This is a genomic window from Enterovirga sp. CN4-39 (assembly GCF_049446235.1).
Lineage (GTDB): Bacteria > Pseudomonadota > Alphaproteobacteria > Rhizobiales > Beijerinckiaceae > Enterovirga.
This window is the reverse complement of record NZ_JBMSEF010000018.1, coordinates 1-16,598: the sequence shown is the minus strand read 5'-3', so window position 1 is coordinate 16,598 and position 16,598 is coordinate 1. Positions and strand designations below refer to the sequence as shown.

Genomic DNA, 16,598 nt, shown 5'->3' with positions numbered 1-16,598 from the left:
TCACCGGGAGCTGAAACGAAAAAGGGCGGCCGAGGCCGCCCTTCATATGGGAGCTGAGCGGCCCGGCCGTCAGTGGCCGCCGGCATGTGGCCCGGCGCCCCAGACGTAGATCGCCGCGAACAGGAACAGCCACACCACGTCGACGAAGTGCCAATACCAGGCGGCGAACTCGAAGCCGAGATGCCGGGTCGGCGTGAACTGGTCCTGGTAGGCGCGCCACAGGCACACGGCGAGGAAGATGGTGCCGATCACGACGTGGAAGCCGTGGAAGCCCGTCGCCATGAAGAAGGTGGCGCCGTAGATGTGGCCCGAGAAGCCGAAGGCGGCGTGGCTGTACTCGAAGATCTGGCAGATCGTGAACAGCACGCCGAGGCCGACTGTCAGGGCGAGGCCCTGGAGCACGCCCTTCTTGTCGCCTTCGAGCAGGGCATGGTGCGCCCACGTCACCGTCGTGCCCGAGGTGAGCAGGATCAGCGTGTTGAGCAGCGGCAGGTGCCAGGGATCGAAGGTCTCGATGCCCTTCGGCGGCCAGGCGCCCAGGAGCTCGGCGCGGGCATATTGGTGCGGATCGGCCGGGAAGAGCGCCGCATCGAAATAGGCCCAGAACCACGCGACGAAGAACATCACCTCGGAGGCGATGAACATGATCATGCCGTAGCGGTGGTGGAGCTGCACCACGCGGGTGTGCTTGTGCTCCGGACCCGCCTCGCGGATCACGTCGCTCCACCATGCGGCCATCGTGTAGAGGACGCCGAGGAAACCGGCGCCGAGGATGTACGGGCCAAGCTTCAGCCCGGCGACCGGCAGCCCCTTCATGGTGAAGACGAGGCCGACCATCATGACGAAGGCGCTGATCGAGCCCACCAGCGGCCAGGGGCTCGGGTCTACGAGATGATAATCGTGCTTAATCTCGGCAGTGTCGGCCATGCCGCCTTGTCTCCGTTCGCTGCGCCCTCGTTACGACGCGGGCTCTGATCTTGTCACGTCCCGCGCGTCAAAGTTTCGGCTTTGCCGGACCTTGATCGACAGCCGCGAGCGGCTGGCCGTTGCGCGAGTTGAAGTAGGTGTAGGACAGGGTCACCGATTCCATGTCGTCCAGGTTGCGGTCCTTGGCGATCGAGGGATCGATGTAGAAGACGACCGGGAAGTCCATCGTCTCCCCGGGCTGCAGCGTCTGCTCGTCGAAGCAGAAGCATTTGAGCTTCACGAAATAGGCGCCGAGCTGGCCCGGCTGCACGTTGTAGGTCGCGACGGCCGTGGTCGGCCGCGGGCCCTCGTTCTTGACCTTGAAGAAGACCGTGCGCGTCTCGCCGAGGCGGGCCTCGACCTGCGCGACCTCCGGCCTGAAGCTCCAGCCGAGCCCGGGCGCGACATTCGTGTCGAACCGCACGGTCATGCGGCGGTTGAGGGTCTCCGACGGCGCCTCGGTGCCGGCGATCGGCGTGCCGTCGAAGCCCGTGACGCGGCAGAACAGGTCGTAGAGCGGCACGGCCGCATAGGCGACGCCCACCATGGCGACGGCCAGGCTCAGGCACGCGATGCCCGTGTTCCGGATGCCGCGTGCGATCCGCTTCTCGCGCTCTTCTCTCTCGTGCGGGCTCATGGCTCCCTCACAACGGACGGTTCAGGACCTGTGGCCCGAGCTTGGCGATGGTCACCACGTAGAACAGCAGGACCATGAAGCCGAGCACGAGCGCGATCGCTAAGGAGCGCGTGCGGCGACGCTTCCTCTCCGCCTCGGTCAGCCCCGGCGGCCGGGGTGCCTCGGGGGCCATCAGGCCAGTCCCGGCACGGCGTGGAACAGGCCGAGGCCGTGCTCCGCCAGAAGCGCCGCGAAGAGGAGGAACAGGTACAGCACCGAGAAGCCGAAGAGCTGCATGGCGGTGCGGGCCGCCTCGTCACCCGCGCGGATGCGATAGACCTGCACGGCGAGCGCGACCATGCCGAGGCCGGACAGGGCGCTGACCACCGCGTAGACGAGGCCGCCGAAGCCGAGCCACACGGGCAGGAGCCCGAAGGGCACGAGGACCAGGGTGTAGGCGAGAATCTGGGTGCGGGTGGCGTCCGGGCCGCGAACGTTCGGCATCATCGGCACGCCGGCCTTCGCGTAGTCGCCGGACTTCACGAGAGCCAGCGCCCAGAAATGCGGCGGCGTCCACAGGAAGATCAGCGCGCAGAGCACGAGGCTCGGCATTCCGACCGACCCGCTGACGGCCGCATCGGCCACCACGGGCGGAAGCGCCCCGGCGAGCCCGCCGATGACGATGTTCTGGTCCGTCCAGCGCTTCAGGCCCATCGAATAGACGACCACGTAGAACGCGATCGTGCCGGCGAGGAGCGCGGCGGCGAGCCAGTTCGCGATCAGGCCGAGAGCCAGGACGGAGCCGATGGACAGCGTCAGCCCGAAGGCGAGGGCCTCGTCGGGCGTGATCCGCCCGGCCGGGATCGGCCGGGTGCGGGTCCGGCTCATGACGGCGTCGATATCGGCGTCCCACCACATGTTGAGACAGCCGGAGGCGCCGGCCCCGATCGCGATCATCAGGAGCGAGGCCGCGGCGAGGATGGGGTTCACGGCCGGCTGCGACACCAGCATGCCGACCAGGGCCGTGAAGACCACGAGCGACATGACCCGCGGCTTGAGGAGGGCGATGAAGTCGCCGACTTCGCCGTTCGAGAAGGCCGGAGCGGCCTCCAGGGCCGGTCCGGAATTCGTCGAGATGGTGTCGGTTGCGCTGGTCATGGTCTTTTCAGGCCCGTCATTCCCGGGACCCCGGCGGCGGTCCCGGATCCCCCGATCACGCTTTCGAGCCCGGTCGTGGGTCCCGGATCCCGCCTAGCGGGTTCCGGGACGACGGATGGTCAGTGGTGATCCGTATCCGCGATCCGCGGCAGGGTCTCGAACTGGTGGAAGGGCGGAGGGGACGACAGCGTCCACTCCAGCGTCGTGGCGCCAGGCCCCCAGGGGTTCGCGGCCGCACGCTCGCCGGACGTGAAGGCCCGGTAGACGCCGTACAGGAACACGAACAGCCCAAGGAAGAAGGCGTAGGCGCCGAACGAGGCAACGCGGTTCCAGTCCACGAGCGCGTCCGGATAGTCGGCATAGCGGCGCGGCATGCCGGCGAGACCCAGGAAGTGCATCGGGAAGAACAGGACGTTCGCGCCGATGAACGAGATCCAGAAGTGGATGATGCCGATCCGCTCGGGGATGATCCGGCCCGTCATCTTCGGGAACCAGTAGTAGACGCCGCCGAAGATCATGAACACGGCGCCGAGCGACAGCACGTAGTGGAAGTGCGCCACCACGTAATAGGTGTCGTGCATGTAGCGATCGACGCCCGCATTCGCGAGGACGACGCCGGTCACGCCACCGACCGTGAACAGGAAGATGAAGCCGATCGCCCAGTACATGGCGGCCGTGAAGCGGATGGAGCCGCCCCACATGGTGGCGATCCAGGAGAAGATCTTCACGCCCGTCGGCACCGCGATCACCATCGTGGCGAAGACGAAGTAGGCCTGCGTCTGGAGCGAGAGGCCGACCGTGTACATGTGGTGCGCCCACACGACGAAGCCGACGACGCCGATGGCCACCATCGCGTAGGCCATGCCGAGATAGCCGAAGATCGGCTTCCGCGAGAAGGTCGACACGATGTGCGACACGATGCCGAAGGCCGGCAGGATCATGATGTACACTTCGGGGTGACCGAAGAACCAGAACAGGTGCTGGTAGAGGATCGGGTCACCGCCGCCGGCCGGGTCGAAGAAGGTCGTCCCGAAGTTGCGGTCCGTGAGCAGCATGGTGATCGCGCCGGCGAGGACGGGCAGCGACAGCAGCAGCAGGAACGCCGTGACCAGCATCGACCAGGCGAAGAGCGGCATCTTGTGCAGCGTCATGCCCGGGGCGCGCATGTTCAGGATGGTGGTGATGAAGTTGATCGCGCCCAGGATCGAGGCCGCGCCCGCGAGGTGGAGCGCGAAGATGCCGAAATCGAGCGCCGGGCCGGGGTGGCCGGAGGTCGAGAGCGGCGGATAGACCGTCCAGCCGCCGCCGAACCCGGTCGAGCCCGGGGCGCCCTCGAAGAAGAGGGACATGAGCAGCAGGCAGAAGGCGGAGACCGTCAGCCAGAACGAGATGTTGTTCATCCTGGGGAAGGCCATGTCCGGCGCGCCGATCATCAGCGGCACGAACCAGTTTCCGAAGCCGCCGATCAGCGCCGGCATGACCAGGAAGAACACCATGATCAGGCCGTGGCCCGTCACGAAGACGTTGAAGGTCTGCGGGTTGGTGAAGATCTGCAGGCCCGGCTCCTGCAACTCCATGCGCATGGCGATGGAGAGGAGGCCTCCGATGATGCCCGCCATGAAGGCGAACAGCAGGTAGAGGGTGCCGATGTCCTTGTGGTTCGTCGAGAACAGCCAGCGCCGCCACCCCGTGGGGGTGTGATGATCGGCGTGGTCAGCGTGGGCAGCGTGGGCCATGGCGGACTTCTTCGTGGTCTAGGTCAGCGGGTGGCGTCGGCGAGCTTGGTGCCGTCCGTCGTGGTCGCGGCGAACTTCTGCTTCGCTTCGGCCAGCCAGTTTGCGTATTCGGCATCGCTCACGGCGCGGACCGTGATGGGCATGTAGGCGTGGCGCTGGCCGCAGAGCTCGCGGCACTGGCCGTAATAGACGCCCTCGCGCTCGATCTTGAACCAGATCTCGTTCAGGCGGCCGGGGACGGCGTCCATGGTGAAGCCGAGGGACGGCACGCCCCAGGAATGGATGACGTCGGCAGACGTCGTCTGCAGCCGCACGACCTTGTTCACCGGCACGACGACCTCGTTGTCGGTCGCCAGGAGGCGCGGCTGGCCGGGCTTCAGGTCCTTCTCCTCGACGATGTTCGCGTCGAACGTGAACCCGCCGCCCTGGTCGGCCGGGTACTCGTAGGACCAGTACCAGGAGTGGCCGGTCGTCTTGATGGTGACGTCAGCCTTCGGGATCACGAGCTGGTTGCGCAGCAGCCGGAACGACGGGATGGCGACCAGGAGGAGGATCAGCACCGGGACGACCGTCCAGGCGATCTCGATGGCGGTGTTGTGGCTGGTCTTGGAGGGCGTCGGGTTCGCGCGCTCGTTGAACTTCACGACCACGATGACCAGGAGGGCCAGCACGAACAGCACGATGGCCGTGATGATCCACATCAGCTGGGTGTGGAAGCTTTGCATCTCGCGGGCGAGCGGCGTCACCGCCTGCTGCATGCCCACCTGCCAATCTTCAGGCTGCCCGATTCCGGCGGCCAGGGCCGTCCCCGCGCAAGCCGTCGTCACACCCGCGGCGATCAGAGCCGATCTCAGACCGCGTAGCCGATTTGCCATCCCATCCTCGTCCAGAACTCTTTGACCGACGAACCGTCGAGAGGGGCGGGCGCGGCACAAGGTCCGGCAGACGAGCGCGTGCCATCGGGCCCCCGATTACAACGCGTCTAAGAACACATCCCCCGACACGACGCAACGCCGCCAAGCTCGCGATTTCGTGCGTCATAAGGGCCAGCGCTATCCGAATTCCTGCTTCAGGCGCGCGACCTTGACAGGCGCACCTCCACCATGGTCCGAGTTCGGTTAATCCGCGGGCTGTCGAGAGCCTGTGGCGGGATCCAAAATGGCATCAATCGCAAAGCTTTCGAGGTTGGGGCTTGGCCTCGGCCTGATCTGGGGAGCGCTGGCGGGAGCCTCACCTGCATCCGCTCAGGGTGTGGTGCGGAACACCTTCAACGACTGGCAGCTCCGCTGCGAGACCCCAGCCGGGGCCAAAACCGAGCAGTGCGCCCTGGTGCAGAACGTCGCGGCCGAGGACCGGCCGAACGTCACGCTCCTCGTGATCGTGCTGAAGACGGCCGACGCCAAGAGCCGCCTGCTCAGGGTTGTGGCGCCGCTCGGCGTCCTTCTTCCTGCCGGGCTCGGCCTCAAGATCGACGAGACGGATGTGGGCCGCGCCGGCTTCGTGCGCTGCCTGACGACCGGCTGCGTCGCCGAGGTGGTGCTCGAGGACAATCTCCTGAACCAGCTCAAGAGCGGCAAGACCGCGACCTTCATCGTCTTCCAGACGCCAGAGGAAGGTGTGGGAATTCCCGTGTCCCTCGAGGGCTTTGGACCCGGTTTCGATAGTCTGCCCTGAGGTCTGGAATGCAGTCGGATTACGTTGCGCAGGTGGCCAAGCTCTTTGCCTGCGCGCTGGTGCCCCTGGCGCTCGCAGGTTGCAGCTCGACCTCGTCCGACACGGGCGAGGGGACAGGAAGCACGTTCAAGAACTTCCTTCTTTATGGCGGCGCCACCGTGCCCGCCGCCCAGGTGGTCCCACCGATCGAGGTTGCCGATTGCCCTCCGGTGACGGTGCGGGATGGCGGCGCGGCGATCCGCGCCGGCGGCGGTGACACGGCGGCCGTCCGCAGCCAGCTCTCCATCGCGAATGTCGCTCGCGAATGCATCGGGCGCGATGACGGCGCGGTCATCGTGAAGGTCGGCGTGCAGGTGCGCGCGCTGCTAGGGCCGGGCGGCTCGGGCGGCCGCTTCGACGCGCCGGTGAGTTTCGTCCTCAAGCGCGGCGATCAGGTGATCGCCAGCCGCTCGCAGCGTGTCCCCATCTCGATTCCGGCGGGGCAATACGAGCAGAGCGGCATCGTGGTGGAGGACGGCATGGTCGTTCCGCCCGGCACGGGCGAGTTCGACATCGAGGTCGCGCTCGGCTCCGCCGGTCGTGCCGCGCCTACGCGCCGCGGCCGCAGCTGAGCTTCAGCAGCTGATCGTCCCGCATTCGCGCGTATTCGCGACGATGCGGGCCAGCGTCTCGGGTCCCGGATAGCCGAGGACCGCGGCCCCGCCGACGACGTAGGACGGGGTCGCGACGATTCCGAGCGAGGCCGCGAGCTTCATCTGCCGGCTCAGCATGGTGTCCACGTCCGCGCCGTCGGCCACGCGCTCGACCTCGCGGCGATCGGCGCCGAGCTTCGCCGCGACGTCCAAGGCCCGCGGGCCGTCGATGCGGCCGGGCACGGCATAGAGCATGTCGGTCAGCTTGTGGGCCACCGCCGCCCCTTTCAGCTTGAGCAGGGCGAGCTCGACCTTGGCGGCCTGCATCGACATCGGCGACAGGATCGGGTTGTTGACAAGTCCGATGCGCAGGTCGCGGTTCTCCCGCAGGAGCACGTTCACCTGGTCGTAGGCGCTTCGGCACCAGGGGCAATTGTAGTCGAAGAACTCCACGAGCTTGATGGCGGCATCGGCGGGCCCGCCCCAGATCGCGCCCGGAAGGTCCTCGATGTCCTCGGCGAGTTCGACCGGGATGCGCAAGTTGGGAACCGGCTTGCCGTCGTCCCCGGTGACCGCGAACCACTGGTTGGCGGCGGAGGATTCGGCCCGGGCGGACGCCACCGAGAGCGCGCCGAGCGCTCCCACTCCCGCCATGGCCAGGATGCGTCGCCGATCGATCATTCGCGTCTCCATCCAGCGGGTGTCGCGGGCAATTCAGGCGTGCGCAAGGCGAGTCGCCTGCTCGGGCCGCGTTGACACCCTGCGCCGGGGCTCCTTAAGCTCCCGCCCGTCAATGATCCCCCGCGGGAGAGTTCGAGGCGGCTGAAAGGCCGGCTCGACGCCGAAGGCGCAACCGCCCCGGAAACGCTCAGGCCTAAAGGACCGCGCGGGAGCTGGCACTCTGGAAAGCGGCTGCGCCGAAAGGCGCCGCCCACCGACGGAGTAACCCCCGGTCCGACGGGGGGAATCTCTCAGGTCCGTGGACAGAGGGGGCAAGGGCCGGGCCGCGCCAGCGGTCTCGCGCCTTTGCATCGTCCGGACCCGAGGAGCCAATGGCACACGACAAGCAACCGGACGACCTGCTGGAGACGCCGCTCGCGCGGCTGCACCGGGAGGCGGGCGCCCGCATGGTGCCCTTCGCGGGCTATGCCATGCCGGTCCAGTACCCGGCCGGCATCCTCGCGGAGCACAGCTGGACCCGCGAGCATGCGGGCCTCTTCGACGTGTCGCATATGGGGCAGGCCCGTCTCGTCGGGCCCGACCACGCGACGGTCGCGGCTGCCCTGGAGGCGCTCGTGCCCGCCGACATTGCCGGGCTCGCGTTCGGCCAGCAGCGCTACACGCAGCTGCTGAACGAGGAGGGCGGGATCCTCGACGACCTCATGGTGGCCCGCCCTTCCCGCAGCGCCGGCGGCGGCGAACTGATCCTCGTCGTCAATGCCGCCACGAAGGAGGCGGATTACCGTCATATCGCGGCCCGGCTGCCCGAGGGTGTCGAGCTGCGCCGCGAGGACGATCGCGCGCTTCTCGCGCTGCAAGGGCCCGAAGCGGCGGGCGTCCTCGGGGCGATCGCGCCGGAGACCGGCGAGCTCGCCTTCATGACTGGAGCCTCCATGACCCTGTCCGGCATCCCGGCCCATGTCAGCCGCTCCGGCTATACGGGGGAGGACGGGTTCGAGATCTCCGTCCCGGCGGACCGGGCGGAGGAGCTTTGGGGGCTTCTCACGCGCTCGCCGGCCGTGAAGCCGGTCGGCCTCGGCGCCCGCGATTCGCTCCGCCTGGAGGCGGGGCTGCCGCTCTACGGCCACGACATCAACCAGGAGACGTCGCCGGTCGAAGCGGGCCTCGCCTGGTCGATCCAGCGTCGGCGCCGGGAGGAGGGCGGCTTCCCGGGCCATATCCGCATCTCGGAGGAGATCGCCAACGGCCCGCTGCGGCGCCGCGTCGGCATCCGGGTCGAGGGCCGCGCCCCGGCCCGGGAGCATGCGGACATCCTCGATCTCGCGGGCGAGCTCATCGGCAAGGTCACGTCGGGCGGCTTCGGGCCGAGCGTCGGCGGTCCGGTCGCCATGGGCTACGTCGTCGCGGACTACGCCGCGCCCGGTACCCGCATCGGCGTCATGATCCGCGAGAAGCGGGTCCCGGCCGAGGTCGTGAAGCTGCCCTTCGTCCCCCACCGCTACCGCCGCTGAGGTCCATTGACATGACGATCCGCTACACGCGCGACCACGAATACATCAGCGTCGAGGGCGATACCGGGACGGTCGGCATCACCGACTACGCCCAGGCCCAGCTCGGCGATGTCGTCTTCGTCGAGCTGCCGGAGGTCGGGAAGGCGCTCACCAAGGGGCAGGAGGCCGCCGTGGTCGAGAGCGTGAAGGCCGCGAGCGAGGTCTACGCCCCCGTCTCGGGCGACGTGGTCGAGGTCAATGGCGAGCTCGAAGCCGCGCCCGGCACCGTCAACGACGATGCGGCGGGCCGCGGCTGGTTCCTGAAGCTGAAGCTCAAGGATCCGGCCGAGCTCGAAGGCCTGATGAGCGAGGCCGAGTATTCCGAATACCTCTCGTCGATCAGCTGAGGATCCGCCGATGGCCCACGAATATCGCGCGACCGTGGATTGGAGCCGGGACGGCGCCGTCTTCACGGACGGGAAATACGGCCGCGGCCATCGCTGGATCTTCGATGGCGACGTCGAGGTGCCGGGCTCCTCCGCGCCGAGTTCGGTCCCGCTGCCCTATTCGCGGGCGGATGCCGTCGATCCCGAGGAGGCGCTCTGCGCCTCCGTGTCGGCCTGCCACATGCTCTTCTTTCTCGCGTTCGCGGCCAAGAAGGGCTTCGTCGTGGACAGCTACCGCGACGAGGCGGTGGCCACGATGAGCCGGAACGAGCGCGGCAAGCTCTTCGTCTCGGCCATCGCCCTGAACCCGCAGGTCGCGTTCTCGGGCGAGAAGCGGCCGAGCGAGGCCGAACTCGCCGACATCCACCACCGCGCGCATGCCGAGTGCTACATCGCGAACTCGATCCTCGCCGAGGTGACGATCGCGGGGCTGGCGCATGCGGAAACCGAGCCCGCCTGATGCGCTATCTCCCCCTGACCCCGTCCGATCGCGAGGCGATGCTCGGCCGCATCGGCGTGCCCGACATCGACGCGCTCTTCGCCGACATCCCGGAGGCGAGGCGCATGACCGCGCCGCCCGACCTGCCGCGGCACAAGGGCGAGCTCGAGGTCGAGCGCATCCTGTCCCGGATGGCGGGCCGGAACATGCCGGCTTCCTCCGTTCCGTTCTTCGTCGGGGCGGGCGCCTACAAGCACCATGTCCCGGCGAGCGTGGACCACCTCATCCAGCGCTCGGAGTTCCTCACCAGCTACACGCCCTACCAGCCGGAGATCGCGCAGGGCACGCTGCAATATCTCTTCGAGTTCCAGACCCAGGTCGCGGCGCTCACCGGCATGGAGGTGGCCAACGCCTCCATGTACGACGGCTCGACCGGCACGGCCGAGGCCGTCCTGATGGCGCACCGGGTCACGAAGCGCCGCAAGGCCGTGCTCTCGGGCGGCCTGCATCCGCACTATGCCGAGGTCGTCCGCACGGTCTCCGGAATGGCCGGGGACGAGGTGGTCTCGCTGCCGCCGGACGTTTCCGCCTCCGAGGACATCGTCGCCTCGATCGATCGCGAGACTTCCTGCGTGGTCGTCCAGAGCCCGGACGTGTTCGGCAACCTGCGGGACCTCCGGCCGATCGCCGAGGCCGCGCACAAGGCCGGCGCCTTGCTGATTGCGGTCTTCACGGAGGCCGTGTCGCTCGGGCTCGTCGAATCGCCCGGGGCGATGGGGGCCGACATCGTGGTCGGCGAGGGCCAGTCGATCGGCAATGCGCTGTCCTTCGGCGGCCCCTATGTCGGGCTCTTCGCGACCCGGTCGAAATTCGTGCGCCAGATGCCGGGGCGGCTCTGCGGCGAGACGACCGATGCGGAAGGGCGGCGCGGCTTCGTGCTGACGCTGTCCACGCGCGAGCAGCATATCCGGCGCGACAAGGCGACTTCGAATATCTGCACGAATTCGGGCCTCTGCTGCCTCGCCTTCACGATCCACATGACGCTGCTGGGCGAAGCGGGCCTCCGGCGGTTGGCGCGCGTGAACCACGCCAATGCCGTGAAGCTCGCCGGCATGCTCGCCGGCGTTCCGGGCGTGGAGGTGTTGAACGCCACCTTCTTCAACGAGTTCACGCTGCGGCTGCCGGAGCCGGCGGCGGGCGTCGCCGAGGCCCTCGCCGCCGAGGGCATCCTGGCCGGCGTCCCGGTGTCGCGCCTGATCCCCGGCGGCGGGCTCGACGACCTGCTTCTCGTCGCCACGACCGAGATCAACACGGACGAGGACCGGGCGGCGCTGGTCCAGGGCCTCAAGGACATTCTGTGATGCTGAACCGCCAGGGACGCCCGACTTCCATCAGGCCGCTCGCGGACGAGCCGGCGGTGGCCGGCGCAGCCGGCAGCGAGCGCCCGCCGGCAAGCGCCTCCGGGGGAGCAGCGGCGGCTTCCGGAATTCCCCAGACCTTCACGGGCAACCGCGGGCTGGTGCAGGAAGAGCCGCTGATCTTCGAGATCGGGCGGCCGGACGTGAGCGGCATCGATCTCGACGAGCCGGAGGCTTTCGAGCCGCGTCTCGGCGGGCTGGAGCGCACGGCTCCCATAGGCCTGCCCGGCCTCTCCGAGCCGGAGACGATGCGGCACTACGTCCGCCTCAGCCAGGGCAATTACGGCATCGACACCGGCCTCTTCCCGCTCGGCTCGTGCACGATGAAGCACAATGCCCGGCTGAACGAGCGCATGGCGCGGCTGCCGGGATTCGCCGACATCCATCCCCTGCAGCCGGTCTCGACCGTGCAGGGCGCGCTGGAGCTGATGAGCGAACTCGCCCGCTACCTGACCACGCTGACCGGCATGCCCGCCGTCGCGCTGCAGCCCAAGGCGGGTGCGCATGGCGAGCTTCTCGGCATGATGGCCATCAAGGCCGCGATCGCGGCCCGCGGCGAGGCCGAGACGCGCAACGTGGTGCTCGTCCCCGATTCGGCGCATGGCACGAACCCCGCCACGGCCGCGCTGCTCGGCTTCACGGTGAAGAGCGTGCCGGCGCGCGACGACGGCTGGGTCCATCTCGCGGACGTGAAGCCGCTGCTCGGCCCCGAGATCGCGGCCATCATGCTCACCAACCCGAACACCTGCGGGCTCTTCGAGCCGCGCGCGGCCGAAATCGCCGAGGCGATCCACGGGGCGGGCGGCTACTTCTATTGCGACGGTGCGAACTTCAACGCGATCGTCGGCAAGGTGCGGCCGGGCGACCTCGGCGTCGACGCCATGCACATCAACCTGCACAAGACCTTCTCCACCCCGCACGGGGGAGGGGGGCCGGGCGCCGGCCCGGTCGCGCTGTCCGAGCGACTCGCGCCCTTCGCGCCCGTGCCGTTCCTGCGGCAGGAGGACGACGCGCTTCAGCTCGTCGAGGACGCCGAGAACCCGGAGGCGGTCGGCCGGATGACGGCCTTCCACGGGCAGATGGGCATGTTCGTGCGCGCGCTCGCCTACATGCTCTCGCACGGCTCGGACGGGATGCGGCAGGCGTCCGAGGATGCGGTCCTCAACGCGAACTACGTCCGGGCCTGCCTGTCGGACCTCATGTCCCTGCCCTTCGGCGACAAGCCCTGCATGCACGAGGTTCTGTTCGACGATGCCTGGCTGAAGGATACCGGCGTCACGACGCTCGATTTCGCCAAGGCGATGATCGACGAGGGCTACCACCCGATGACGATGTATTTCCCGCTCGTCGTGCACGGGGCGATGCTGATCGAGCCGACCGAATCCGAATCGAAGGCCTCGCTGGACCTGTTCATCGCGGCCTTGCGCGACCTCGCCTTCGCGGCGAAGCGCGGCGAGACGGAGCGCTTCACCGGCGCACCTTACCTCGCCCCGCGCCGCCGGCTGGACGAGACCCGCGCGGCCAGGCAGCCGGTGCTGCGTTGGACGCCGCCGGCCCCGATCCCGGCCCTCCAGGCGGCGGAGTAGAGAGAGCCTCCAAAACAGAAAAGCCGGCCCAAGGGCCGGCTTTTTTGCATCTCCGGGTGATCCGGATGACTAGGAATGCAGCTTCCCGCGAACTTCGGTGAGGCTGCGGGCGAGGAGGTCCTCGGCCGTCGGGCCGCGCATCTGGTCGCGCAGCACCGCTTCGGACACCCGGACAGCGGCGTCGGCCGCAGCGGCACGGACCTGCTGTGCGGCGGAAGCCTCGGCCTGGGCGATCTTCGCCTCGGCGGCGGCGGTGCGGCGGCGGACGAACTCCGTCATCCGCTCCTGCGCCTCGCGGGCGACCCGCTCGGCCTCCTCGCGGGCGGCGCTCACGATGTCCTGAGCCTCGCGCTCGGCTTCGTCGCGGCGGCGCTTGTATTCGGCCAGAAGCGCATCGGCCTCGGCGCGAAGGCGCTGGGCCTCCTCGAGCTCGGCCCGGACACGGCTGCCGCGGCCGTCGAGGCTGTCGGCAATCTGCCGGAAGGCGCCCATGCGCCAGGCCAGCGCCATGAAGATGACGAAGGCGACGCCGACCCAGAACGTTGCATTGCTCAGCATGGGATCAACTCAGCTCCGCGCGGCACGGTCGTAGGCGCCGTCGATCGTGGCCCGGTCGGGCGCACGGCCGGTCAGCCGCTCGACGATGGCCGTGGCGGCATCGGTCGCGACCTCGCGAACATTCGACATCGCGCTCGCGGTCTTGGCCTGGATGGTGGTCTCGGCTTCCGCCAGCTTCTGCGCGAGATCGGCCTCGAGCCCCTTGCGCCGGACCTCGCTCTCGGTGTTCAGCGCCGTGCGCGTCTCCTGGGCGATCGCCTGCGCCTTGGCGCGGGCCTCACCGAGGGACTGCTCGTAGGCACGTCCGGCCTCTTCGGCGCGGCTGCGCATCTCGGCTGCCTGCTCGAGATCGGTCGCGATCCGGCGGCGCCGGTCGCCCAGAATTCCCGAGAGGCGCGGGACGATCACCCGCGCCATCATGAAGTAGAGGAAGCCGAATGTCAGCGCGAGCCAGATGATCTGGCCGGGATAGGTGGCCGTGTTGAAGGGCGGGAACTCGCCGCCGTGAGCGGCTTCCTGCACCGTGCCGGCGACCTGCTGTGTCGTCGTCTGGGCCATCGCGCGTCAGTTGCCTCTACTCGAAAAAGGGAGGACGCCGCGGGAAGCGGCGTCCGAAAAACCGCCCTGAACCGGTCCCGGCGTCAGGTGAAGAGAAGGACCAGAGCGACGACGAGGCAGAAGATCCCGAGACCTTCCGCGAGCGCGGCGCCGATGAAGGCCCGGGCGAACTGGCCGTCGGCAGCCGACGGGTTGCGCAGCGCACCGGACAGGAAGTTGCCGAAGATGTTGCCGACGCCCATAGCGGCGAGGCCCATCCCGATACAGGCGAGGCCGGCACCGAGGTACTTGAAGGCGACTGGATCCATGGAAAACTCCTTGAACGGTGGGTTCGGTCAGGGCGGGTGAAGGAACCGGGCTAGGGCTAGGCCCTAGTGGCCGGGGTGGATTGCATCGTTGAGGTAGATGCAGGTGAGAACCGTGAAGACGTAGGCCTGGAGCCCAGCCACGAGGAACTCGAGCGCCGTGAGGGCCACGGCCATCAGGAGCGGCAGGGGCGACAGCACGGCGAGGACGCCGGCGCCGCCGAGCGCCACCACGAAGCCGCCGAAGACCTTCAGGGCGATGTGGCCCGCCAGCATGTTGGCGAAGAGACGCAGGCTGAGGCTGATGGGCCGCGAGATGAAGGAGATGATCTCGATCACCACGATGAAGGGCAGCAGCCAGCCGGGCACGCCGGAGGGCACGAACAGCCCGAGGAAGTGGGTGCCGTGCTTGTAGAAGCCGTAGCCGATCACGGTGCCGATCACGAGGACGGCAAGCGCGAAGGTGATGATGATGTGGCTCGTGACCGTGAAGAACCCGGGGATCAGCCCGACGAGGTTCAGCGTCAGCACGAACATGAAGAGGGAGAAGACGAGCGGGAAGAACTTCATCCCGTCGCGGCCCGCGGCATCCGTCAGCGTTCCCGCCACGAAGTCGTGCAGGATCTCCGCGCCGGCCTGAAATCTGTCAGGCACCACCGAACGGTTGCGCGTGGCATAGAGCAGCCCGCCAACGATCAAGGCGACCCCGCCGACCATGAACAGCGACGAATTCGTGAAGCCAAGAGCGGGGATGATGGGCTTTAGTTCGAATTGCTCGATCGGGCTCGCCATGGTCCGTCGTTACTCTCGCACCTCTAGGGCAGTCGCAGCTGCTAGCCGCACCTCAATGGCCGCCCGGCCGGGCAGACTTAACTGATCCGGTTGCCCGAAGCAGGTTCAGCATGCCGGCAGCGAAGCCGAGGATCAGGCAGATGATCAGGCCCCAGGGCGCGGTCCCGACCATGCGGTCGACCAGCCAGCCCAGGATGCCCCCTGCCAAGACCCCGGCTACAAACTCTGCCGAAAGCCGAAAAGCAAGACCTATCGCGGAGGAATGTCCCGATTGCGCGTCGCCGGGGCTCTTCTTTTGGTCTGCGGGTGGCCGCTTCGCATCGATCTGAGCCCCGAGACGCTGAAGCCTCCCGGACAGGTCCCCGTCGGCGGCTGATCCGGACGTCTCATCGCGCCCGTCCCGCGTGCCGTTACCGCTCATGATGGCGAAAACTCGCGAAAACAGATGCGGAGCGGCCGAACACCCTCCGAGGTCGGCCGGCACCATAGTGGCGCCTCCGGGGGGTGTCAACAACGTGAGATAGTGGCGTAAGCCGCTGAAACTACTGGAGAATTTGCTATCCCTGCCGGCCCTGGGCGGCAGGTCGGATCAGCTCGCCTCGCGCAGCTGCTCGGCCACCACCAGATCGACCGAGACGAGCTGCGAGACCCCGCGCTCCGCCATCGTCACGCCGAACAGCCGGTCCATGCGGGCCATGGTGATCGGGTTGTGGGTGATGACCAGGAAGCGCGTCTCCGTCTCGCCCGCCATCTCGCGCAATAGGTCGCAGTAGCGCTCGACATTCGCGTCATCGAGCGGCGCGTCGACCTCGTCGAGCACGCAGATGGGGGAGGGGTTCGTCAGGAACACCGCGAAGATGAGCGCGGTGGCCGTGAGGGCCTGCTCGCCGCCGGACAGGAGGGAGAGCGAGGCGGGCTTCTTGCCCGGCGGGCGGGCCAGGATCTCCAGCCCCGCCTCCAGCGGATCGTCCGAATCGATCAGGGTCAGCTCGGCCTCGCCGCCGCCGAAGAGCTTGGTGAAGAGGCGGCCGAAATGGCCGTTGACGATCCCGAAGGCTGCGACGAGGCGCTCGCGGCCTTCGCGGTTGAGGTTGCCGATCGCCCCGCGCAGGCGACGGATCGCCTCGACGAGATCGTCCCGCTCGGCCGCGAGCTGGCTGCGCTTGCCCTCCGTCTCGGCGAGTTCTTCCTCGGCCCGCAGGTTGATCCCGCCGAGGCGCTCGCGATCGGCCTTGAGCGAGGCGAGGCGCGCCTCGACGGCCGGAAGATCCGTGACGGCATCGTTCTCGGCGAGCCCCGCCAGCTGCATCAGCCCGGCCGGGTCGGTCTCGAAGGTCTCGGCGATGAGGCGGGTCAGCTCCGCGAGGCGCTCGGCCGTCGCCTGCGCGCGCACCTCGGACGCGGCCCGGCGCTCGCGCGCCGCCGACAATCCTTCGAGGGCGGCCCGGGCGTCCCGGTCGGCCGCGGCGAGGGCCGCCTCGGCGCCCGCGAGCTTGTCGGCAGCGGCGCTCCGGCGCGCATCGGCCTCCCCGAGCTCGGCATT

General features: G+C 68.5%; 19 protein-coding genes, 1 pseudogene and 1 riboswitch. Of the genes and pseudogenes, 7 read left to right on the top strand and 13 right to left on the bottom strand.

The annotated features are described in order from the left end of the window. Positions 1 to 69 precede the first annotated feature (69 nt). The 6 genes from ACO2SS_RS22875 to coxB form a co-directional block, all read right to left on the bottom strand. On the bottom strand, positions 70 to 927 hold the full coding sequence (locus ACO2SS_RS22875) for a cytochrome c oxidase subunit 3 (protein ID WP_423280149.1): 858 nt from the start codon (positions 925 to 927) through the stop codon (positions 70 to 72). A gap of 67 nt (positions 928 to 994) precedes the next feature. Further along, the gene (locus ACO2SS_RS22870; protein ID WP_423280148.1) at positions 995 to 1,603 is read right to left on the bottom strand and encodes a cytochrome c oxidase assembly protein; all 609 of its coding nucleotides are present in this window, start codon (positions 1,601 to 1,603) and stop codon (positions 995 to 997) included. A 7-nt stretch (positions 1,604 to 1,610) separates the two neighbouring features. Then, the gene (locus ACO2SS_RS22865; protein WP_423280147.1) at positions 1,611 to 1,775 is read right to left on the bottom strand and encodes a hypothetical protein; all 165 of its coding nucleotides are present in this window, start codon (positions 1,773 to 1,775) and stop codon (positions 1,611 to 1,613) included. Continuing rightward, positions 1,775 to 2,740, bottom strand: a complete 966-nt coding sequence (locus ACO2SS_RS22860) for a heme o synthase (RefSeq protein ID WP_423280146.1) — start codon at positions 2,738 to 2,740, stop codon at positions 1,775 to 1,777. Before ACO2SS_RS22860 ends, ACO2SS_RS22865 begins: the two co-directional genes overlap by 1 nt. Before the next feature lie 119 nt (positions 2,741 to 2,859). Next, positions 2,860 to 4,476, bottom strand: coding sequence for a cytochrome c oxidase subunit I (ctaD, locus tag ACO2SS_RS22855; RefSeq protein WP_423280145.1), 1,617 nt, complete (start codon positions 4,474 to 4,476; stop codon positions 2,860 to 2,862). A 23-nt stretch (positions 4,477 to 4,499) separates the two neighbouring features. Then, on the bottom strand, positions 4,500 to 5,351 hold the full coding sequence (gene coxB / locus ACO2SS_RS22850; RefSeq protein ID WP_423280144.1) for a cytochrome c oxidase subunit II: 852 nt from the start codon (positions 5,349 to 5,351) through the stop codon (positions 4,500 to 4,502). Positions 5,352 to 5,634: 283 nt separating this feature from the next. Between coxB and ACO2SS_RS22845 the strand changes: the two genes are divergently transcribed. Together ACO2SS_RS22845 and ACO2SS_RS22840 are read left to right on the top strand one after the other, a co-directional pair. Next, the gene (locus ACO2SS_RS22845) at positions 5,635 to 6,150 is read left to right on the top strand and encodes an invasion associated locus B family protein (protein WP_423280143.1); all 516 of its coding nucleotides are present in this window, start codon (positions 5,635 to 5,637) and stop codon (positions 6,148 to 6,150) included. An 8-nt stretch (positions 6,151 to 6,158) separates the two neighbouring features. Continuing rightward, positions 6,159 to 6,761 carry a hypothetical protein gene (locus tag ACO2SS_RS22840; RefSeq protein WP_423280142.1) on the top strand — a complete coding sequence of 201 codons (603 nt, stop codon included), beginning with the start codon at positions 6,159 to 6,161 and terminating at the stop codon, positions 6,759 to 6,761. Between the two features lie 3 nt (positions 6,762 to 6,764). Here ACO2SS_RS22840 and ACO2SS_RS22835 read toward each other — a convergent pair whose 3' ends face one another. Next, positions 6,765 to 7,463 (bottom strand): DsbA family protein, encoded by a 699-nt coding sequence (locus tag ACO2SS_RS22835; protein WP_423280141.1) that lies wholly within the window; start codon positions 7,461 to 7,463, stop codon positions 6,765 to 6,767. 113 nt (positions 7,464 to 7,576) lie between these two features. Beyond that, positions 7,577 to 7,677: riboswitch (glycine riboswitch) on the top strand. 157 nt (positions 7,678 to 7,834) lie between these two features. Between ACO2SS_RS22835 and gcvT the strand changes: the two genes are divergently transcribed. The 5 genes from gcvT to gcvPB are packed head-to-tail and all read left to right on the top strand — an operon-like array spanning position 7,835 to position 12,842. Continuing rightward, positions 7,835 to 8,974, top strand: a complete 1,140-nt coding sequence (gene gcvT, locus ACO2SS_RS22830) for a glycine cleavage system aminomethyltransferase GcvT (RefSeq protein ID WP_423280140.1) — start codon at positions 7,835 to 7,837, stop codon at positions 8,972 to 8,974. A gap of 11 nt (positions 8,975 to 8,985) precedes the next feature. Beyond that, positions 8,986 to 9,360 carry a glycine cleavage system protein GcvH gene (gcvH, locus tag ACO2SS_RS22825; RefSeq protein ID WP_423280139.1) on the top strand — a complete coding sequence of 125 codons (375 nt, stop codon included), beginning with the start codon at positions 8,986 to 8,988 and terminating at the stop codon, positions 9,358 to 9,360. A gap of 10 nt (positions 9,361 to 9,370) precedes the next feature. Then, positions 9,371 to 9,859: an OsmC family protein gene (locus ACO2SS_RS22820; RefSeq protein WP_423280138.1), complete on the top strand. Its 489-nt coding sequence runs from the start codon at positions 9,371 to 9,373 to the stop codon at positions 9,857 to 9,859. Beyond that, positions 9,859 to 11,199, top strand: a complete 1,341-nt coding sequence (gene gcvPA / locus ACO2SS_RS22815) for an aminomethyl-transferring glycine dehydrogenase subunit GcvPA (RefSeq protein ID WP_423280137.1) — start codon at positions 9,859 to 9,861, stop codon at positions 11,197 to 11,199. The genes ACO2SS_RS22820 and gcvPA overlap by 1 nt, the downstream gene beginning before the upstream one ends. Continuing rightward, positions 11,199 to 12,842, top strand: coding sequence for an aminomethyl-transferring glycine dehydrogenase subunit GcvPB (gene gcvPB, locus ACO2SS_RS22810; protein WP_423280135.1), 1,644 nt, complete (start codon positions 11,199 to 11,201; stop codon positions 12,840 to 12,842). Before gcvPA ends, gcvPB begins: the two co-directional genes overlap by 1 nt. Before the next feature lie 69 nt (positions 12,843 to 12,911). On the opposite strand, the gene ACO2SS_RS22805 is transcribed toward gcvPB, so the two are convergent. From ACO2SS_RS22805 to ACO2SS_RS22780, 6 genes and pseudogenes are all read right to left on the bottom strand, one after another. After that, complete coding sequence (locus ACO2SS_RS22805) at positions 12,912 to 13,397, bottom strand: ATP F0F1 synthase subunit B (protein WP_423280246.1); 486 nt, start codon at positions 13,395 to 13,397, stop codon at positions 12,912 to 12,914. A 12-nt stretch (positions 13,398 to 13,409) separates the two neighbouring features. After that, on the bottom strand, positions 13,410 to 13,958 hold the full coding sequence (locus ACO2SS_RS22800; RefSeq protein WP_423280134.1) for a F0F1 ATP synthase subunit B': 549 nt from the start codon (positions 13,956 to 13,958) through the stop codon (positions 13,410 to 13,412). Positions 13,959 to 14,041: 83 nt separating this feature from the next. Continuing rightward, positions 14,042 to 14,266, bottom strand: coding sequence for a F0F1 ATP synthase subunit C (locus ACO2SS_RS22795; RefSeq protein WP_150949349.1), 225 nt, complete (start codon positions 14,264 to 14,266; stop codon positions 14,042 to 14,044). A gap of 63 nt (positions 14,267 to 14,329) precedes the next feature. Next, complete coding sequence (locus ACO2SS_RS22790; RefSeq protein ID WP_423280133.1) at positions 14,330 to 15,055, bottom strand: F0F1 ATP synthase subunit A; 726 nt, start codon at positions 15,053 to 15,055, stop codon at positions 14,330 to 14,332. A gap of 52 nt (positions 15,056 to 15,107) precedes the next feature. Further along, positions 15,108 to 15,476, bottom strand: coding sequence for an AtpZ/AtpI family protein (locus ACO2SS_RS22785; RefSeq protein WP_423280132.1), 369 nt, complete (start codon positions 15,474 to 15,476; stop codon positions 15,108 to 15,110). Positions 15,477 to 15,644: 168 nt separating this feature from the next. Continuing rightward, a pseudogene (locus tag ACO2SS_RS22780) lies at positions 15,645 to 16,598 on the bottom strand (chromosome segregation protein SMC); the annotation flags it as partial.

Excerpts from the sequence above, each read along its gene's own strand:
- ACO2SS_RS22865 (WP_423280147.1), bottom strand. The coding sequence starts at position 1,775 with ATGGCCCCCGAGGCACCCCGGCCGCCGGGGCTGACCGAGGCGGAGAGG.
- ACO2SS_RS22845 (WP_423280143.1), top strand. The coding sequence starts at position 5,635 with ATGGCATCAATCGCAAAGCTTTCGAGGTTGGGGCTTGGCCTCGGCCTG.
- ACO2SS_RS22875 (WP_423280149.1), bottom strand. The coding sequence starts at position 927 with ATGGCCGACACTGCCGAGATTAAGCACGATTATCATCTCGTAGACCCG.
- ACO2SS_RS22790 (WP_423280133.1), bottom strand. The coding sequence starts at position 15,055 with ATGGCGAGCCCGATCGAGCAATTCGAACTAAAGCCCATCATCCCCGCT.
- coxB (WP_423280144.1), bottom strand. The coding sequence starts at position 5,351 with ATGGCAAATCGGCTACGCGGTCTGAGATCGGCTCTGATCGCCGCGGGT.
- gcvT (WP_423280140.1), top strand. The coding sequence starts at position 7,835 with ATGGCACACGACAAGCAACCGGACGACCTGCTGGAGACGCCGCTCGCG.
- ctaD (WP_423280145.1), bottom strand. The coding sequence starts at position 4,476 with ATGGCCCACGCTGCCCACGCTGACCACGCCGATCATCACACCCCCACG.
- ACO2SS_RS22785 (WP_423280132.1), bottom strand. The coding sequence starts at position 15,476 with ATGAGCGGTAACGGCACGCGGGACGGGCGCGATGAGACGTCCGGATCA.
- ACO2SS_RS22795 (WP_150949349.1), bottom strand. The coding sequence starts at position 14,266 with ATGGATCCAGTCGCCTTCAAGTACCTCGGTGCCGGCCTCGCCTGTATC.
- ACO2SS_RS22840 (WP_423280142.1), top strand. The coding sequence starts at position 6,159 with ATGCAGTCGGATTACGTTGCGCAGGTGGCCAAGCTCTTTGCCTGCGCG.
- gcvPB (WP_423280135.1), top strand. The coding sequence starts at position 11,199 with ATGCTGAACCGCCAGGGACGCCCGACTTCCATCAGGCCGCTCGCGGAC.
- ACO2SS_RS22835 (WP_423280141.1), bottom strand. The coding sequence starts at position 7,463 with ATGATCGATCGGCGACGCATCCTGGCCATGGCGGGAGTGGGAGCGCTC.
- ACO2SS_RS22800 (WP_423280134.1), bottom strand. The coding sequence starts at position 13,958 with ATGGCCCAGACGACGACACAGCAGGTCGCCGGCACGGTGCAGGAAGCC.
- gcvH (WP_423280139.1), top strand. The coding sequence starts at position 8,986 with ATGACGATCCGCTACACGCGCGACCACGAATACATCAGCGTCGAGGGC.
- ACO2SS_RS22820 (WP_423280138.1), top strand. The coding sequence starts at position 9,371 with ATGGCCCACGAATATCGCGCGACCGTGGATTGGAGCCGGGACGGCGCC.
- ACO2SS_RS22860 (WP_423280146.1), bottom strand. The coding sequence starts at position 2,740 with ATGACCAGCGCAACCGACACCATCTCGACGAATTCCGGACCGGCCCTG.
- ACO2SS_RS22870 (WP_423280148.1), bottom strand. The coding sequence starts at position 1,603 with ATGAGCCCGCACGAGAGAGAAGAGCGCGAGAAGCGGATCGCACGCGGC.
- gcvPA (WP_423280137.1), top strand. The coding sequence starts at position 9,859 with ATGCGCTATCTCCCCCTGACCCCGTCCGATCGCGAGGCGATGCTCGGC.